Here is a 17,347-nt window from a genome sequence, read left to right on the forward strand (position 1 = left end):
ATGCATTTCGACCTGACGGACCTGCGCCTGTTCGTGCATGCCGCCGAACTGGGCAGCCTCACGCGCGCCTCGCAAAGGCAGCACCTGTCCCTGGCCGCAGCCAGCCTGCGCATCAAGGCGCTGGAGGAGCAGGCGGGCATGCCCCTGCTGTACCGCGAGGCGCGCGGCGTGCGCCCCACGCCGGCCGGCGAAGCCTTCCTGCACCATGCGCGCGGGATGCTGCTGCAGTCCGAGCAGCTGCGCCACGACCTGCAGGAGTACGGCGCCGGCCTGCGCGGCCATGTGCGGGTGTTTGCCAACACCACGGCCGTGACCGATTTCCTGCCCGAGATCCTGCCCGCCTTTCTTGCCGACCACCCGCGCGTGAATGTGGACCTGCAGGAGCGGCCCAACGCCGAGATCGCGCGCGGCGTGCTCGACGGCCGGGCCGACCTGGGCATCGTGGCCGGCCAGGTGGATACGCTGGGCCTGCAGACCATCCACTTCAGCACCGACCGGCTGGTGCTGGCCACGCCGCGCGGCCACCGCTTTGCGCGGCGCAAGCGCATTGCGTTTGCCGAGACGCTGGACGAGGACGCCATCGGCATGCAGCAGGGCAGCACGCTGCAGACATTTCTGGCAGGTGTGACCGAGCGCCTGGGCAAGCCCATGAAGCTGCGCATACAGCTGTCCAGCTTCGACGCCATGTGCCGCATGATCGGCGCGGGCGTGGGAATCGGCATCGTTCCCGAGAGCGCCGCGCGGCGCAACCGCGAAAGCATGGGGCTGGCGCTGATCGATCTGACCGACGCATGGAGCGTGCGCGAGCGCCGCATCCTCGTGCGCGACCAGGGCAGGCTGCCGCGCCATGCGCAGGCCCTGATCGAGGTGCTGCAGGCCTACTACGCCGCGCCTGCCGTCTCCTGAGCCTGCGGCGCACCCAGCCCCATCAGGCTGGACAGCGAAAGAACCTGCCCGCCGCCCGCATCGAAGTTGCCCGGCTCCAGCCAGCGCTGGTAGGCCGCGCGCAGCGCCGGCCATTCTCTGTCGATGATGGAGAACCAGGCCGTGTCACGGCTGCGGCCCTTGTAGACCACGGCCTGGCGGAACACCCCCTCGAACTGGAAGCCCAGGCGCGCCGCTGCGGCACGCGACGGCGCGTTCAGGCTGTCGCACTTCCACTCGTAGCGGCGGTAGCCCAGCTCGTCGAAGGCGCGCTGCATCAGCAGGAACTGCGCCTCGGTGGCCGCACGCGTGCGCTTGAGCAGGCGCGAGTAGCAGACAAAGCCCACTTCCATCACGCCGCTGGCCGTGTCCACGCGCATCAGCGCCAGCGAGCCGATGGCACGGCCCGTGGCCAGGTCGATGACGGCGTGGTGCAGCGGGTCATCGCTGGCCTGGGCGGCCTCGGCAAAGCGCAGATAGGCCTCGGCATCCGCGAAGGGGCCTACCGACATGTAGGTCCAGTCGCTGGCGTCCGGCGCCTGGCTGAAGGCGTCGAACAGATCGGCTGCATGGCGCGCGGCGGACAGCGGCTCCAGCCGGCAGTAACGGCCCTGGATGGGCATGCGGGGCGGGCGCTGGCGCGGGGTCCATCCGGGAAGGTCGTGGCCTACGGGTTGGGAGTGGGCATTGAGTGCGGGGGGCATGGGAGATTCCTGGTCAGGTCATTTGGCAGGGCCACGATAGCGCTGGCGTGGCATCATTGAAAGCGCCATATCCTCCTTATTTCATGGTGCCACGCCACCCATTGCATGCACGCCTCCGATCTGCTGACCAGTCCCTTGCAATCCGGCCCTGGAGCGGCTCCCCGCCAGCGCCAACTGATCCAGCGCCTGAAGCAGGCCATCCTGGCGGGCCGCCTGCCGGCCGGTGACCGCCTGCCGGCCTCGCGCGCGCTGTCGGAGGATCTGGGAGTCTCGCGCAACACCGTGCTCATCGCCTACGAGCAACTGGCGGCCGAAGGCTATGTGGTCGCCGACCGGCAGGGCACGCGCGTGGCGGCTGTATCCACCCATTCCACGGCAGCCGCCGAGGCCGCCGCCCCGCCCCCCTGCGCACCCCGCACGGCACGGCGCCTGGACCGCATCGCGCCCACGCGCCACGCCATCGACCGCAGCCTGCCCCTGACGCCGGGCACGCCCGCGCTGGACAGATTCCCCCTGACCGCCTGGCGCCGTTCGCAGGACCGCGCATTGCGCCTTCCCGCCAACGCCACGCTGGACTATGGCGACCCTTCGGGCGAGCCCGCACTGCGCCAGGCCATTGCGCAGCACCTGCGCATCTCGCGCGGCGTGCGCTGCGATGCCTCGCGCATCATCGTCACCGAAGGCGCCCAGGGTGCGCTGGACCTGTGCGTGCAACTGCTCACCAACCCGGGCGACCATGCCTGGCTGGAGGAGCCCGGCTACCGGGGCGCCAAGTCGGCCTTTGCGGGAGGAGACCTGTGCGTCAGCACACTGCGCGTGGATGCCGATGGCGCAGCCATCGCGCCCGGCCTGTGGGACAGCCATCCTCCACGGCTGATCCAGATCACGCCGTCGCACCAATATCCCACGGGCGCCGTGCTGTCGGTGGCGCGCAGGCTGGACCTGCTGGAGCGCGCGCGCCGCGCGGGGGCCTGGATCATCGAGGACGACTACGACAGCGAATTCCGCCACCAGGGCACGCCCATCGCAGCCATGCAGGGCCAGGTGCCGGACGCGCCCGTGCTCTACGTGGGCACCTTCAGCAAGACCATGTTCCCGGCACTGCGCCTGGGCTTTGTGGTGCTGCCGCAGGCCCTGGCGGCCAGCGCCGCAACGGCGGTGCAGGAGATGCTGCGCGGCGGCCATCGACTGGAGCAACTGGCCCTGGCGGACTTCATGGACAGCGGCCAGTTCTCGCGCCACCTGGGCCGCATGCGGCGCCTGTACCGCGAGCGCCAGGCGGCCCTGCGCGAGGCGCTGGCCACGCAACTGGGCGTGGAGCACGAGGTGCTGGGCGGCCACGGCGGCCTGCATCTGACGGTGCGGCTGCCGCCGAACCTGTCCGACCGTGCCATCGTGGAGCAGGCGCGGCGCGCCGGCATGAACCCGGGCGCCCTCTCGTCCTTCGCCCTGGCACCGCTGCCCCAGGACAACGGCCTGGTAATCGGCTATGGCAACACCGATGCCGCGCGCTTCGGCGCGCTGGTCAGGCGGCTGGGCAAGCTGGCGGCAGCTGCGTTACCGCGCTAGCCGCGGCGCGGCTCCAGCGGCTATGCCTCCTCCGAACGCGTGCTCACCCCTGCCTGCGCAAAGCTGGCCATCTCGCCCAGCATGGCGCAGGCCGACACCAGCAGCGGCCAAGCCAGGGCCGCTCCCGAGCCTTCGCCCAGACGCAGCTGCCAGTCCAGCAGCGGCTCGGCACCCAGGTGGGCCAGCATGCGCACATGGCCGGGCTCGCCCGAGCGGTGCGAGAACACGCAGCGCTCCAGCACGGCCGGCTGCAGGCGGCTGGCCACCAGCACGGCGGCCGTGGTGATGAAGCCATCGACCACGATGACACGGCGCTCGGCAGCGGCCTGCAGCACGGCGCCCACCATGGTGGCAACCTCGAAGCCGCCCATGGCCGCCAGCGCGTCCAGCGGTTGCGTGGCCTGGGCGTGCAGTTGCAGCACCTCCTGCAGCACCCCGATCTTGCGGGCCAGCCCGGCTGCATCCAGGCCGGTGCCCGCTCCCGTGACCTCGGCCAGCGGCTCGCCGCACAGCCGCGCCAGCAGCAAGGATGCGCTGGAGGTATTGCCAATGCCCATCTCGCCCAGCAGCAGCGCATTGCCCGGCAGCTGGCGCACCAGGGCCGCGCCGTTGCGCAGGGCCATGGCGCATTCGGTGGCCGTCATGGCCGGGCCCTGGCTGCAGTCGCGCGTGCCGTAGCCCAGCTTGCGGCGCCACAGGCGCGGCTGGCCGGGCTGGGGAAGCTTGTCGTCGGGGTCCTGCTCGCGCGCGGGAAAGTCGCGTGCCACGCCGCAGTCCACCACGTTCAGCGCCAGCCCATGCTGGCGTGCCAGCACGCTGACGGCGGCGCCGCCGGCCATGAAGTTCTCGACCATCTGCCAGGTCACATCCACCGGATAGGCCGACACGCCGCGCGCAGCCAGCCCATGGTCGGCCGCAAACACCAGCATCTGCGGCTGCTGCAGCACCGGCCTGTCCTGGCCCAGGATGCAGGCAATGCGCAGCGCCAGCTGCTCCAGCCGCCCCAGTGCGCCCAGCGGCTTGGTCTTGTGGTCTATGGCGTGCTGCACGCGCTGGGTGAAGGCGGCATCGGCCAGCGAGGCGATGGCGGGAATAGCGGCTATAGCGGTAGTGGCAGCATTGGCGCCATCGTGCGAGTGTTCTGTGGGTGCAGCGGAATGCGGGGTGGGCGTTGACATGGCGAAGCGGCCTTGGCCCGGGGCGGGCGTGGCGGGCGGATTGCAAAGGCGCAAGTATGGCGCGCCGCGCAACTCCGGCAGAACCATCGGTCTCTTTCCTGCCGCCATGGACGGTCTGGGCGTCGATTGCCGCAGCAGGCCGTACAGGCCGCACCGTTCTGAGACAATCGCTGCCACACGTGTCTCCCCAGCCCCCCACCCCCTCCATGACGGTTTCCTTCTCGGCCATCCAGCCCGGTCTCAAGCTTGCGGACCAGGTTGCCCGGCAGCTGGAGGCGCGCATCCGCGCCGGCAATCTGCAGCCGGGGCAGAAGCTGCCGACCGAGGCCGAGCTCGTGCAGCAGCTCGAGGTCAGCCGCACCGTGGTGCGCGAGGCGGTGTCCCAGCTCAAGTCGCGCAACCTGGTGGAATCGCGCCAGGGCAGCGGCGTGTTCGTGAAGGCGGCAGGCATAGAGCCACTGGACTTCGAAGGCCTGCCGGCGGCTGGCAGGAATGCGCTGATCCAGATCACCGAGGTGCGCCGCGCACTGGAGGCCGAGGTGGCCGAACTCGCGGCGCGGCGGCGCAGCGAAGAGGACATGCAGCGCATCCACGATGCGGAGAGTGCCCTGGCCGAGGCCGTGCGGCTGGGCCGTGATGGCGTGGAGGAGGACATGGCGTTTCACCGCGCCATTGCCCAGGCTTCGGGCAACCCGTTCCTGATCAGCACGCTGGACTACCTGTCGCAGTTCCTGCGCGGCGCCATGCGCATCACGCGCGCCAACGAGGCGCGGCGCGAGGACTTCGGCAAGGCCGTGGAACGCGAGCACCACAGCATCGTGCTGGCCATCGAGGCTGGCGACCCCAAGGCCGCGCGCAAGGCCGCCGCCACGCACATGGGCAACGCCATAGACCGCATTCACCGCGCCGACGCCAGCTTCTGGGAGCAGGACGGCGAACGCCTGGCCCGCGACATCCTGGCCGCCAAGCCCTGAACCTCCGAAACCGTCCCTTGGCGCATGGCCAAGGGTTTTCACCTTGTTTGGGTTTTTGCGCAAAATTTGTATGATGACCTGATGACAATATCAGTCATACCTCTTTTTGCACCCCACACACCTGGCCTTTGCCTGGGCGTTCACCCATGAGCGACGAATCCCGCATCCGCGAGCAGATCTGCGCCACCGGCGCCAGCCTCTACCAGCGCGGCTACACCGTCGGCGCGGCCGGCAACATCAGCGCGCGCCTGCATGACGGCTGGCTGATCACCCCCACCGACGCCTGCCTGGGCCGGCTCGACCCGGCCGAGCTGTCCAAGGTCGACGCCAGCGGGCAGTGGGTCAGCGGCGCCAAGCCTTCCAAGACCCTGGTCCTGCATCGGGGCATATACGGCAACGACGGCGAGGCGCGCGCCGTCATCCACACGCATTCCACGCATCTGGTGGCGCTGACGCTGTCCGGCGTCTGGCGCGAGGACGAGGTGCTGCCGCCCATCACCCCCTACCAGGTCATGAAGGTGGGCCGCATCCCGCTGATCCGCTACCGCCGGCCCGGCGATCCGCAGGCCGCCGCCGAGGTGGCCGCGCTGGCCGGCCAGGTGCGCGGCGCCTTGTTCGAGCGCCTGGGCCCCGTGGTCTGGGAACGCTCGGTGGAGCAGGCCAGCCATGTGCTGGAAGAGCTGGAGGAGACCGCAAGGCTCTGGCTCATGACCCATCCCCGGCCGCAGCCCCTGGACGCGGCCGCCATCGACGAGCTGCGCACCACCTTCGGGGCGCGCTACTGATTTGCACCGCGGCGCCCACGGCCGCATTCCACCACCCAGCCCATCCACAGCCGCGCAGCCGCCAGGCGGCGCATCAAGCGGCGAACCAAGCGGCGAACCCAAGGGAGACTTGAAATGACGACAACGGATATCGCATCCGGCCAGGCCGGGGCCCACCCTGCCCAGGCCGACTCTGCAGAGACGGCGCGCGCCTACGCCAAAGTGTTCTGGCGCCTCGTGCCGTTCCTGATGCTGTGCTATGTGATCGCCTACCTCGACCGCGTGAACGTGGGCTTTGCCAAGCTGCAGATGTCCCAGGACCTGGGCTTCAGCGAGACCGTGTTCGGCCTGGGCGCAGGCGTGTTCTTCATCGGCTACTTCCTCTTCGAGGTGCCCAGCAACCTGCTCATGCACCGCCTGGGCGCGCGCGTCTGGATCGCCCGCATCATGATCACCTGGGGCATTCTGTCGGCCATGTTCATGTATGTGGAAACGCCCACGGGCTTCTACATCCTGCGCTTTCTGCTGGGCCTGGCCGAGGCGGGCTTCTACCCCGGCGTGATCCTGTACCTGACCTACTGGTACCCGGCCCACCGGCGCGCCAAGATCGTGGCGCTGTTCATGTCGGCCATCCCAGTGGCCGGCATCTTCGGCAACCCGCTGTCGGGCTGGATCATGCAGGCCTTCCACGGCGACCATGGCCTGCACGGCTGGCAGTGGATGTTCCTGATCGAGGCCATCCCCGCCCTGGTGATCGGCGTGGTGACCATCTTCTATCTGGACAACGGCATCTCCAGCGCCAAGTGGCTGACGGCGTCCGAAAAGCAGCTGCTGGCGCGCGAGATCGAGCTGGACCAGCAGCACTCAGGCGCCCAGAAGCATTCGCTCAAGGCCGTGTTCGCCGACCGCCGCGTCTGGTGGATGTGCCTGATCTACTTCGCCTTTGTCGCCGGCCAATACGGGCTGACCTTCTGGATGCCCACGCTGATCAAGTCCACGGGCGTCACGGGCGCGCTGAACATCGGCCTGCTCAGTGCCATCCCCTTCCTGTGCGCCATCGTGGTGATGAACCTCATGGGCCACAGCGCCGACAAGCGCCGCGAGCGCCGCTGGCACCTGATCGTGCCCGCGCTGATGGGCGCCGTGGGTTTTGCGATGACGGCCTTCTTCGCCGACAACACCGTTCTTTCCCTGATCTTCCTGTCGCTGGCCGCAGCCGGCGTGCTGACCTGCGCGCCGCTGTTCTGGTCGCTGCCCACGGCCTTCCTGTCGGGCACGGCGGCGGCGGCGGGCATTGCCATCGTCAACTCGGTCGGCAACCTCGCGGGCTTCGCCAGCCCTTACATGATCGGCTACCTCAAGGACCTGACCCAGTCCACGCAGGCCGGCATGTTCGTGCTGGCGGGGGTGCTCGTGGTGGGCGCCATCGCGGTCTGGCTCACCCCCGCAAAGATGGTCAACCGCTGACCGGCCTTTCTTCCCATCCTTCAAGCTCCAAGCCCCAAGACACATGAAAGTACTGATCACCGGCGGCGCCGGATTCCTGGGCCAGCGCCTGGCCCGCAAGCTGCTCGAACAAGGCTCGCTGACGCTGGCCGGCACCCGCTGGCCCATCCACCAGATCGACCTGCTCGACGTGGTGGCCACCCACGCCATTGACGACACGCGCGTGCGCTCCCTGGTGGGCGACATTGCCGACCCGCAGGTGCTGCGCGGCGCCATAGACCAGGACACGGCCGTGATCTTCCATCTGGCCGCTGTGGTCAGCGGCCAGGCCGAGGCCGACTTCGACCTGGGCATGCGCATCAACCTCGATGCCTCGCGCGCCCTGCTGGAGACCTGCCGCGCCGTGGGCCACATGCCGCGCGTGGTCTTCACCAGCTCGGTGGCCGTCTACGGGGGCGACCTGCCCGACACCGTGCTGGACGGCACGGCACTGAACCCGCAGTCCTCCTACGGCACGCAAAAAGCCATTGCCGAGCTGCTGCTGGCCGACTACACGCGGCGCGGCTTTGTCGACGGCCGCGTGCTGCGCCTGCCCACGATCAGCGTGCGCCCGGGCCGGCCCAATGCGGCGGCCTCGTCGTTTGCCAGCGGCATCATCCGCGAGCCCCTCAACGGCGAAGCGGCCAACTGCCCCGTGGGTGCCACCACGCGCCTGTGGCTGCTGTCCCCGCGCCGCGCCGTCGAGGCCCTGGTCGCAGGCTGCGAACTCGATGCCAGCGCCGTCGCCGACCGCCGCCCCATCAACCTGCCCGGCGTGTCCGTCAGCGCAGGCGACATGGTGCGCGCGCTGCGCGAAGTGGCTGGCGACGAAGTGGCCAACCGCGTGAGCTGGCAGCCCGACGACAAGGTCGAGCGCATCGTTGGCAGCTGGCCCGGCCGCTGGGATACCACGCGCGCCAACCAGCTGGGCCTGCGCGGCGACGAGGACTTTGCGGCCATCGTGCGCGCCTACATCGCCGATGACCTGACACCGGCCAAGCCATGAGCAACGACACCTCCACACCACAGCCCGCAGCACGCGCCGTCGGCGTGATCGGCCTGGGCGCCATGGGCGCCGGCATGGCGCAAAGCCTGCGCCGCGCCGGCCACCACGTTCACGTCCACGACATCCGCCCCGAGGCCGCAGCCGCCTTCGCCGCCGACGGTGGCACGGCCTGCGCCACGCTGGCCGACATGGCCGCCGCCTGCCGCATCGTTGTCAGCGTGGTGGTCAACGCCCAGCAGACCGAGGCCGTGCTGTTCGGCGAAGGCGGCATCGCCCCTGCGCTGCAGCCCGGCTCCGTCTTCGTCATGTGCTCCACCGTGGACCCCAACTGGTCCGTGGCGCTGGAGGCCAGGCTGCAGGCGCAGGGCGTGCACTACATCGACGCGCCCATCTCCGGCGGCGCGGCCAAGGCAGCGTCGGGCCAGATGACCATGATGACGGCCGCCCGCCCCGAGGCCTATGCCGCCTGCCAAGGCGTGCTCGACGCCATGGCCGCCAAGGTCTACCGCCTGGGCCACAGCGCGGGCGCGGGCAGCAAGGTCAAGATCATCAACCAGCTGCTGGCCGGCGTGCACATTGCCGCAGCGGCCGAGGCCATGGCCCTGGGCCTGCGCGAAGGCGTCGATGCCGCCGCGCTCTACGAGGTCATCACCCACAGCGCCGGCAACAGCTGGATGTTCGAGAACCGCATGGCCCACGTGCTGGCCGGCGACTACACCCCGCTGTCGGCCGTGGACATCTTCGTCAAGGACCTGGGCCTGGTGCTGGACACCGCGCGCCACAGCAAATTCCCGCTGCCCCTGGCCTCCACGGCCCACCAGATGTTCATGCAGGCATCCACCGCCGGCCATGGCCGCGAGGACGACAGCGCCGTCATCAAGATCTTCCCGGGCATCACCCTGCCCCAGGCCTCATCGGAATCCCCATGACCCTTCTTCTGGGCTGCATAGCCGACGACTTCACGGGCGCCACCGATCTGGCGAACAACCTGGTGCGCGCAGGCATGCGCGTGGTGCAAAGCATTGGCGTGCCTGCCGGCCCGGTGGACGAGGGCGTGGACGCCGTCGTTGTCGCGCTCAAGTCGCGCACCATCGCGCCGGCCGATGCCATTGCGCAATCGCTGCAGGCCCTCGAATGGCTGCAGGCCCAGGGCGCCAATGGCCGCGCGCCGCAGATCTACTTCAAGTACTGCTCCACCTTCGACAGCACGCCGCAGGGCAACATCGGCCCCGTGACCGATGCGCTGATGGACGCGCTGGGCTGTGGCTTCACCATCGCCACGCCGGCCTTCCCCGACAACCAGCGCACCGTCTTCAAGGGCCACCTGTTCGTGGGCGATGTGCTGCTCAGCGACAGCGGCATGCGCAACCACCCGCTCACCCCCATGACCGATGCCAACCTGGTGCGCGTGCTGCAGGCGCAGACACGGCGCAAGGTGGGGCTGATCGACCATGTGGCCGTCGCGCAGGGCGAGGCCGCCATCCGCGCGCGCATCGCCGCACTCCAGGCCGAGGGCGTGGGCATGGCCGTGGTCGATGCCGTATCCAACGACGACCTGCTGCGCCTGGGGCCGGTGCTGGCCGGCATGCCCCTGGTCACGGCCGGCTCGGGCGTTGCCATCGGCCTGCCCGCGAACTTCGGCATCCAGCCCACGGCCCAGGCCGCTGCCCTGCCAACCGCCACCGGCCTGCAGGCGGTCGTCTCGGGCAGTTGCTCGGTGGCCACCAATGCACAGGTGGCGCACTTCATCGCCTCGGGCCGCCCTGCCCTGGCGCTGGAGCCCCTGCGCATCGCCGCCGGCGAGGACGAAGCCGGCAAGGCCCTGGCCTGGGCCCGCCAGCACATCGCCAGCGGCCCCGTGCTGATCTACTCCACCGCCGAATCCGCGGCCGTCAAGGCCGTGCAGGGCCGCCTGGGCGTGGAGCAGGCCGGCGCACTGGTCGAACAGACCATCGCCGCCATCGCCCGGGGGCTGGTCGAGATGGGCGTGCGCCAGCTCGTCGTGGCCGGCGGAGAAACCTCGGGCGCCTGCGTGCAGGCGCTGGGCATCGAGCAGATGCGCATAGGGCCGCAGATCGACCCTGGCGTGCCCTGGTGCCATGCCGCCTCGCTCCTGGCGCCGCAGGGCCTGCACCTCACGCTCAAGTCCGGCAACTTCGGCACCACGGACTTCTTCACCAAGGCCTTCGGCGCGTTGCAGCGCGCCTGATGCCACACTCAGCCTCCGTTTTCAGGAAAGCTTTCATGCCCCGTTTCGCCGCCAACCTGTCCATGCTCTACAACGACCTGGACTTTCTTGACCGCTTCGAGGCCGCCGCGCGCGACGGCTTCCAGGCCGTCGAATACCTGTTTCCCTACGACTTTGCCCCCGAGCAACTGGCCCGCCGCCTGCAGGACCACGGCCTGCAGCAGGTGCTGTTCAACGCCCCGCCCGGCGACTGGAACGCGGGCGAGCGCGGCCTGGCCTGCATCCCCGGGCGCGAGGCGGAATTTGCCCAGGGAATGGAACGCGCCATCGCCTATGCCCGGGCCCTGGGCTGCCCGCGCATCCACGTCATGGCCGGGCTCAAGCCCGCAGGCGCCAGCGATGACATCCTGCGCGCCACCTACATCGCCAACGTGCGCCATGCCGCACGGCTGGCCGCGCCCCACGGCATCGCCATCCTGCTGGAGCCCATCAACGGCCGGGACATGCCAGGCTTCTTCCTGAGCCGCCAGGACCAGGCCCACGCGCTGCTGGCCGACATCGCAGAGTCCAACGTCCAGGTCCAGATGGACCTCTACCACTGCCAGATCGTCGAGGGAGACCTCGCCATGAAGATCCGCCAGTACCTGCCCACGGGCCGCGTGGGGCATGTGCAGATCGCAGGCGTGCCCGAACGCCACGAACCCGACGTGGGCGAGGTCAACTACCCCTACCTGTTCCGCCTGCTGGACCAGCTGGGCTACGACGGCTGGATAGGCTGCGAATACCGCCCCGCGCGCGGCGCGGCGGCGCACGCTACCAGCGAGGGGCTGGGGTGGATGAAGGAGTGGCTGTAGCTGTAGCGTCTGCTGCGGCAGCCCGTCATCCGCCAGGCACGGGAGGATGGGGCGGATAGCTGTCCTGCGTATCCGCCGCCTGCGTTCAGGAATATTCCAGATCGCTGTGCTTGCCGACCACCAGCCGGCCGGCCGACAGTGACATCATCAGCAGCGCAATCGCCTCATGCATGATCAGCGTGTGCGTGTTGCCGGTCTCCACCATCTTGCTGCGCAGCGATTCGCGCACCTGCAGCGAGCCAGTCACGTCGATGATGATGTCCACCGCCGCGTCCACCAGTTCCATGAACCGGGTGGTGACCGGCACGCCGCGCGCGCGTGCCAGTGCGATGCCGGGCTGGTTCAAATCCAGGTCGGCCACCCCAAGCAACTGCACGAAGGGCGCGTCCAGCAATTGCTGCAGCAAGGGAGTGCCGGTCTGCCCCGCACCAATGACCACGATCCGGAAGGCTTGCATGGGATGAATCCTTTTTCCATATGGGAAGTACGGCGCCATCATAGAAATGCCTTGCCGGTGCGCGCCGGTCCGGGACAGGTGGAATGGGTTTGTATGACCCAGATCAAATCCGGCGGACAGGGGCGTGGTGGCGGGCCAGGTCTCAGCAGGGACCACACCACAGGCTGCTGACGCGGGAGCCTGCATTCCAGAGAGTGCAGGGCCTGAACGTGGTGCTTCTGGCCTGAATGCAGCTGCCGGTGCCGCCTGCATTCGCCCACAAAAAAACCCGCCGGCTTCGTGGCCCGGCGGGTTTTCTCAGGTGAACAACAGCCAGCGCTGTTATTGCCTTACAGGAACCTGTTCCGTGTACTCGCGCAGCACGCCGCCGCCTTCGACGGAGCCGCTGACCTGGCCGTCCTTGACGCGCTCCACGCAGGAGCGGCGGTCGCCTTCGTTCTTGAAGACATCGCAGCGGGCCACGGCATTGCGCTGGAAGTGGTCGCCCGACTGGACGCCGCCTCGGCGCGATTGCTCCTGGACGGCTGCAGCCTCGTGCTGGGCAGGGTCGCGGCGGTCATAGCCGCGCTTGGCGGGCCCCTTGGGCTCGGCGTGCTTCTTGTGGTGGTGATGGGGCTTGGCCTTTTCCGCAGCGGGCGGCGGGGGCGGCATGCCATCGGGGCCAGGGGCGGGCTGGGCAGTGGCCAGTCCGGCCATGCCAAGCACGGCGGCGCCAATACACAGCTGCAGGGGACGAATCCATGGGTTCTTCATAGCTTCACTCCATTCCTCGTGAAAAAAGTCAAGGCCCAAGCATGCGTGTTTTCCAGCTCCCCATTTATCGGTACAGCGCGGCTGCGCATGCAGGCCATGGCCTACAGCTTGCCGTGCCCCCTGCAAGCGGCCCCTGACCTGGGTCAAGCCTGGTGCGCAAACCAGCGCTGCACGCCTTCGGCCATGCGCGCGAAGACGCTGTCCAGCGTGGGCACCTCGGCGCCCCACAGGGCGCGCAGCACCTCGGCGTTCTCGAACAGGCCGTGCCAGTAGCAGCCCGCGATGCGGCCATCGGGGCTGTGCCACAGCAGGCCGGGCACGGGCTCGGCCACGGCACTGCCAGCGGCCACCATGTCGGGGCGCACGCTGGTCTGGCCGTGGTGGATTTCATAGACCTGCGCCTGCACGCCAGACAGCGGCGCCAGCGCCCCCGGCAGCGGGGGCAGTTGCACGCTGGCGGGCAGCACGGTCTTGTCGGGCGCGAACAGGGTCGTCAGCGGCAGAAGGCCCAGGCCGGCTGCGTTGCCGTCCACGCCATGCAGGTCGATCAGCGCCTCGCCCAGCATCTGCAGGCCGCCGCAGATGCCCAGCACCTGCCGGCCTGCCGCAGCGTGTGCAGCAACGGCAGCATCCAGGCCCTGGGAACGCATCCAGGCCAGGTCGGCAGCCGTGGCCTTGGAGCCGGGCAGGATGATCCAGTCGGCGCCTGCCAGCTGGGCCGGCGTGCGCGCCCAGACCACGCGCAAACCCGGCACCTGCAGCAGGGGCTGGAATTCGTCGAGGTTGCTGATGCGCGGGTAGGCAATGATGGCGATGGTGGTGTGCACGGCGCGCCCCGCCCCTCCTCCAGAGCCACGGTCGTCAAAGACGCCATCCTCCTCCGGCAGGCCATGCTGGAACTGCATGGGGATGGTGGCCACGGTGGGCACGCCGGTGCGCTCCTGCAGCATCTGCGGGGCGGGCGCCAACAGGCTGGCGTCGCCCCGGAATTTGTTGAGCACGAAGCCGCGGATCAGCGCCTGTTCTTCCGGCGGCAGCAGGGCCCAGGTGCCGTAGAGGTGGGCAAAGGCGCCGCCCCGGTCGATGTCGGACACCAGCAGGCAATGCGCGCCGCAGTGGCGCGCCACGCGCATGTTGACGACGTCGCTGGCATGCAGGTTGATTTCTGCGGGGGAGCCGGCGCCTTCGATGACGACCACATCGTTGTCGGCGCGCAGGCTGTCCAGCGCCTCGGCGATCTGCGGCCAGACGCGGGCGCTGCGGCCGCGCCAGGGCAAGGCCGAGAGTTCCTCGCTGACCCGGCCCAGCAGCACGACTTGGCTGCGCATGTCGGCCTCGGGCTTGAGCAGCAGCGGGTTCATGCGCACATCGGGCGCGCAGCCTGCGGCCAGGGCCTGCAGGTACTGTGCCGTGCCGATCTCGCCCCAGGCACCACCCGGCGCGGAGACCACCCGCGCGTTGTTGCTCATGTTCTGAGCCTTGAAGGGCGCCACCTTGTAGCCCTGGGCGCGGTACCAGGCGCACAGCGCGGTGGCGACCCAGCTCTTGCCGGCGCCGCTGCTGGTGCCCAGCACCATCACGCACAGCGCAGGGCGCTGGCTGGGGGTGGGCAGGGGCAGATTCACGGCAGCGGGTTCATTCGATTGCATGGTGTTTCTCCATTGGCTGCCAGGCGGCCAGCAATGCGTTCTGGGATGCAGGCGCCAGCACGCCCATGCGCACGCAGCCGGGCAGGCCGAAGCTGTCGCAGTCGCGCAGCTTGATGCCCTGCGCGCGCAGTTGGGCCATACGCGCCTGCATGGCGTCGCCCTGCTGGGCTTGCGGCCAGCGCGCCACAAAGTAATTGGCCTGCGAGCCGGGCAGTACCTGCCAGCCCAGGCGCTGCACCAGATCGATCTGTTGCGCCTTCCAATCGCGCAGCCGTTGCAGGCTTTGCGCCAGCCATTGCCGGGTGGCCGGTGCGGTCCAGGCGGTGAGCATGGCCTCGCCATGGGCGCCCACGGGCCAGGATGGTGCCAGGGCACGCAAGGCCTCGATCTCGTCGTGCGGCACGGCTTCGGGCGCAATGGCGTAGGCCGCGCGCACGCCGGTCATGCCCAGGGCCTTGTTGGGGGTCCACATCTGCCAGGCATCGCGCACCTGGGAGGGCACGGCGGGTTCCATGCCCGGCTCCAGTCTGAGGGGTGCATAGGCGCAGTCGATCACGCGCCAGGTGCCGGGCGGTGCGGGCTCGCTCCACAGGGGCCAGACGTCCTCGGGCTGGCCCAGCGGGCTCGATGGCGCGCAGGCCCAGTGCAGGCCGGGGCCGGCCTCGGTGATGCCGTCGCGCGCGGCCAGGGGCAGGCGCCAGACCTGGGCCGCGTGGGCGTAGTCGCCGTAATGGTGTGCCGGCAGGCTGGCGACGGCCGCGCCTTCGCGCGCTGCATGCATGCTGATGCGGTGGATGAAGTCGCTGGCGCTGGCCGCGATGACGATGCGCCCGGCCGTAACGCCATGAAAGTCCGCCAGGCGCGCACGCAGCGCCGTGTACTGCGGGTCCGGGTACTGAGCCGCGTGGGCCTGGGCCAGCATGTCCAGCGCCTGCGGGCAGGGTCCGCAGGCATTGCGGTTGGTGGAGAAATCGTGCGCGGGCACGCCCAGCGCATCCGTGCCACCGTGGGTGACTGGGATCGGTTTCATGGTGTCTTTCCTGCCATCGCCCATCCAAGGACCAGGGCGGCGGCCAGCCCTGCAGCCACCAGCATGGCCACCACGCGGCCCGCATGCGCCACGGCCTGCTGCAGCTCGGCCGCCTGCGGCACGCGGCCTGCGGGGTTGAGCACATAGACGCCGGGCTTGCCCAGGCGCACGCCCAGCAGCCTTGCCATGGCGCCCATGGGCCAGCCGCCGTTGGGCGACGGGGTGATGCGCGCGTCCTGGCGCAGCGCACCCCAGCCCGGCCGCCGGCCAGCGGCCAGGCCGGACAAGGCCAGCAGCAAGGCGGTCAGGCGCGCCGGTATCCAGTTGAGCAGGTCATCGGCACGCGCAGTCCATTTGCCGGCCCATTGCCAGTGGCGCCGGTCATCGCCCTGCCCGCGCCAGCCCGGGTAGCCCCACATGGCATCGGCCGTATTGGCAAAGCGGTAGAGGGCCGCGCCCGGCAGGCCGGCCACGGCAAACCAGAGCAGCGGCGCCAGCACGGAGTCGCTGAGGTTCTCGGCCAGGGTCTCGATGGCGCTTTCGCGCACCTGGCCTGCGTCGAGCTGCGCCGTGTCCCGGCTGACCAGCCAGGTCAGCCGCTCGCGGCCTGAGGGCAGGGATTGCTGCAGCGCGGCTTCCACGGCTAGCACCTCGTCGCGCAGCATGCGCCAGGACAAAAGCGGCTTGAGCAGCACGCCCAGCACCAGGGCGCCCAGCCACCAGGGCATGGGCGGCAGCAGCCACTGGATGAACGCGTAGATGGCGAAAAACAGCAGCGCCAGCAGGCACCAGGCGACGGCGCCCAGCGCAAAGCGTGGCCAGTCGCGCACATGTTCTTCGCGTGGGGCAATTCTTCGCCCAACCGCACCCAGCAGCCGGCCCATGGCGACCACGGGGTGCATCCACACGGGCGGCTCGCCCCAGAGCCGGTCGATCAGCAGGGCCACGGGAACGGCCAGCGCTGCGGCCAGGGCGTGGCGCGCCCAGGGTTCGGCTTGGACCTGGGCCTGCGGCTGCGACAGCGCCTGCCAGCACCACCACAGCGGGCTGAGCGCGGCGCACAGCAGTTGCCAGGAAGGGCTGTCGCTCATGCCTGCGGTTGTGGGCCGGCGGCGCGCTGGCCCCAGAAGTCGTCGTAGAGCATGTCCTGCAGCGGTGCGCGGCTGGCCCACTTTTGCTGCTGCAGCATGGGCTCGGCATAGTAGGCCGACACGGGGCCCAGGCACAGCACGGCCAGCGGCCGGCTGCCCACGGGCATTTGCAGCAGCGCGGCCAACACCTCGGGATCGAACAGCGAGACCCAGCCCAGCCCCAGCCCCTCGGCACGCGCGGCCAGCCACAGGTTCTGGATGGCGCAGGCGGCCGAGGCCACGTCCATCTCCGGTAGGGTGCGCCGGCCGAAGACATGGGCCTCGCGCCCTGGCGGCATGGCCACGACCAGCACCTCGGCCGCATCCAGCACGCCCTGGACCTTGAGCTGCATGAAGTCTTCCTCGCGCTCGCCCAGCGCACGCGCGGTCTGCAGGCGTTCCTGCTCGATCACGGCATGGATCTCCTGGCGCAATTGCGCATCGCGCACGCGGATGAAGCGCCAGGGCTGCATGAAGCCGACGCTGGGCGCATGGTGGGCGGCGCGCAGCAGGCGCAGCAGTACCTCGGGCGCGACTTCGCCGCCGCAGAAGTGGCGCATGTCGCGCCGCTCATGGATGGCGCGGTAGACGGCTGCCCGCTCGGCCTCGGCAAAGGGTTGGGCGGGAATGGTCTCTGGCGCCCGGGATTGCGTTTCGCTGCTCATGCCGCCATTGTCCGCCG

General features: G+C 69.7%; 17 protein-coding genes. 9 read left to right on the top strand and 8 right to left on the bottom strand.

Going from position 1 to position 17,347, the window contains the following annotated elements:
- The gene (locus DA1_RS16030; RefSeq protein WP_026062687.1) at positions 1–906 is read left to right on the top strand and encodes a LysR family transcriptional regulator; all 906 of its coding nucleotides are present in this window, start codon (positions 1–3) and stop codon (positions 904–906) included.
- Here the strand turns inward: DA1_RS16030 and DA1_RS16035 are convergent.
- Positions 882–1,628: a GNAT family N-acetyltransferase gene (locus DA1_RS16035; protein ID WP_034391856.1), complete on the bottom strand. Its 747-nt coding sequence runs from the start codon at positions 1,626–1,628 to the stop codon at positions 882–884. The genes DA1_RS16030 and DA1_RS16035 overlap by 25 nt on opposite strands.
- A 105-nt stretch (positions 1,629–1,733) precedes the next feature.
- Here DA1_RS16035 and pdxR point away from each other — a divergent pair, with 105 nt between their 5' ends.
- Positions 1,734–3,197 (top strand): MocR-like pyridoxine biosynthesis transcription factor PdxR, encoded by a 1,464-nt coding sequence (pdxR, locus tag DA1_RS16040; RefSeq protein WP_034391855.1) that lies wholly within the window; start codon positions 1,734–1,736, stop codon positions 3,195–3,197.
- A 20-nt stretch (positions 3,198–3,217) separates the two neighbouring features.
- Here pdxR and cobT read toward each other — a convergent pair whose 3' ends face one another.
- Entirely contained in the window at positions 3,218–4,462 is a 1,245-nt protein-coding gene (gene cobT / locus DA1_RS16045) for a nicotinate-nucleotide--dimethylbenzimidazole phosphoribosyltransferase (protein WP_080736828.1), read from the bottom strand.
- Between the two features lie 119 nt (positions 4,463–4,581).
- Here cobT and DA1_RS16050 point away from each other — a divergent pair, with 119 nt between their 5' ends.
- The 7 genes from DA1_RS16050 (at position 4,582) to otnI (ending at position 11,646) form a co-directional block, all read left to right on the top strand.
- Entirely contained in the window at positions 4,582–5,349 is a 768-nt protein-coding gene (locus DA1_RS16050; RefSeq protein ID WP_013803197.1) for a FadR/GntR family transcriptional regulator, read from the top strand.
- 146 nt (positions 5,350–5,495) lie between these two features.
- A complete protein-coding gene (gene otnC / locus DA1_RS16055; RefSeq protein ID WP_034391854.1) occupies positions 5,496–6,134 on the top strand; it encodes a 3-oxo-tetronate 4-phosphate decarboxylase in 639 nt (212 codons plus the stop codon).
- Between the two features lie 114 nt (positions 6,135–6,248).
- Positions 6,249–7,580 (top strand): MFS transporter, encoded by a 1,332-nt coding sequence (locus DA1_RS16060; RefSeq protein ID WP_034391852.1) that lies wholly within the window; start codon positions 6,249–6,251, stop codon positions 7,578–7,580.
- A gap of 43 nt (positions 7,581–7,623) precedes the next feature.
- Positions 7,624–8,604, top strand: coding sequence for a D-erythronate dehydrogenase (gene denD / locus DA1_RS16065; RefSeq protein WP_034391851.1), 981 nt, complete (start codon positions 7,624–7,626; stop codon positions 8,602–8,604).
- The gene (gene ltnD / locus DA1_RS16070; protein WP_034391849.1) at positions 8,601–9,533 is read left to right on the top strand and encodes an L-threonate dehydrogenase; all 933 of its coding nucleotides are present in this window, start codon (positions 8,601–8,603) and stop codon (positions 9,531–9,533) included. The genes denD and ltnD overlap by 4 nt, the downstream gene beginning before the upstream one ends.
- Positions 9,530–10,813 carry a 3-oxo-tetronate kinase gene (otnK, locus tag DA1_RS16075; protein WP_034391847.1) on the top strand — a complete coding sequence of 428 codons (1,284 nt, stop codon included), beginning with the start codon at positions 9,530–9,532 and terminating at the stop codon, positions 10,811–10,813. The genes ltnD and otnK overlap by 4 nt, the downstream gene beginning before the upstream one ends.
- Positions 10,814–10,848: 35 nt before the next feature.
- On the top strand, positions 10,849–11,646 hold the full coding sequence (gene otnI, locus DA1_RS16080) for a 2-oxo-tetronate isomerase (RefSeq protein ID WP_034391846.1): 798 nt from the start codon (positions 10,849–10,851) through the stop codon (positions 11,644–11,646).
- 85 nt (positions 11,647–11,731) lie between these two features.
- Here otnI and DA1_RS16085 read toward each other — a convergent pair whose 3' ends face one another.
- The 6 genes from DA1_RS16085 to bluB form a co-directional block, all read right to left on the bottom strand.
- The gene (locus DA1_RS16085) at positions 11,732–12,103 is read right to left on the bottom strand and encodes an oxidoreductase (RefSeq protein WP_012204656.1); all 372 of its coding nucleotides are present in this window, start codon (positions 12,101–12,103) and stop codon (positions 11,732–11,734) included.
- A gap of 321 nt (positions 12,104–12,424) precedes the next feature.
- Complete coding sequence (locus DA1_RS16090) at positions 12,425–12,856, bottom strand: hypothetical protein (RefSeq protein WP_013803206.1); 432 nt, start codon at positions 12,854–12,856, stop codon at positions 12,425–12,427.
- A gap of 143 nt (positions 12,857–12,999) precedes the next feature.
- Positions 13,000–14,505 (bottom strand): cobyric acid synthase, encoded by a 1,506-nt coding sequence (locus DA1_RS16095; protein WP_034391845.1) that lies wholly within the window; start codon positions 14,503–14,505, stop codon positions 13,000–13,002.
- The gene (locus DA1_RS16100) at positions 14,492–15,535 is read right to left on the bottom strand and encodes an aminotransferase class I/II-fold pyridoxal phosphate-dependent enzyme (protein ID WP_034391843.1); all 1,044 of its coding nucleotides are present in this window, start codon (positions 15,533–15,535) and stop codon (positions 14,492–14,494) included. Before DA1_RS16100 ends, DA1_RS16095 begins: the two co-directional genes overlap by 14 nt.
- A complete protein-coding gene (gene cbiB, locus DA1_RS16105) occupies positions 15,532–16,626 on the bottom strand; it encodes an adenosylcobinamide-phosphate synthase CbiB (RefSeq protein WP_034391841.1) in 1,095 nt (364 codons plus the stop codon). Before cbiB ends, DA1_RS16100 begins: the two co-directional genes overlap by 4 nt.
- Positions 16,623–17,330: a 5,6-dimethylbenzimidazole synthase gene (gene bluB, locus DA1_RS16110; RefSeq protein WP_012204651.1), complete on the bottom strand. Its 708-nt coding sequence runs from the start codon at positions 17,328–17,330 to the stop codon at positions 16,623–16,625. The genes cbiB and bluB overlap by 4 nt, the downstream gene beginning before the upstream one ends.
- Positions 17,331–17,347: the final 17 nt, after the last annotated feature.

Source organism: Delftia acidovorans NBRC 14950 (genome assembly GCF_001598795.1).
Taxonomy (GTDB): Bacteria; Pseudomonadota; Gammaproteobacteria; order Burkholderiales; family Burkholderiaceae_C; genus Comamonas; species Comamonas acidovorans.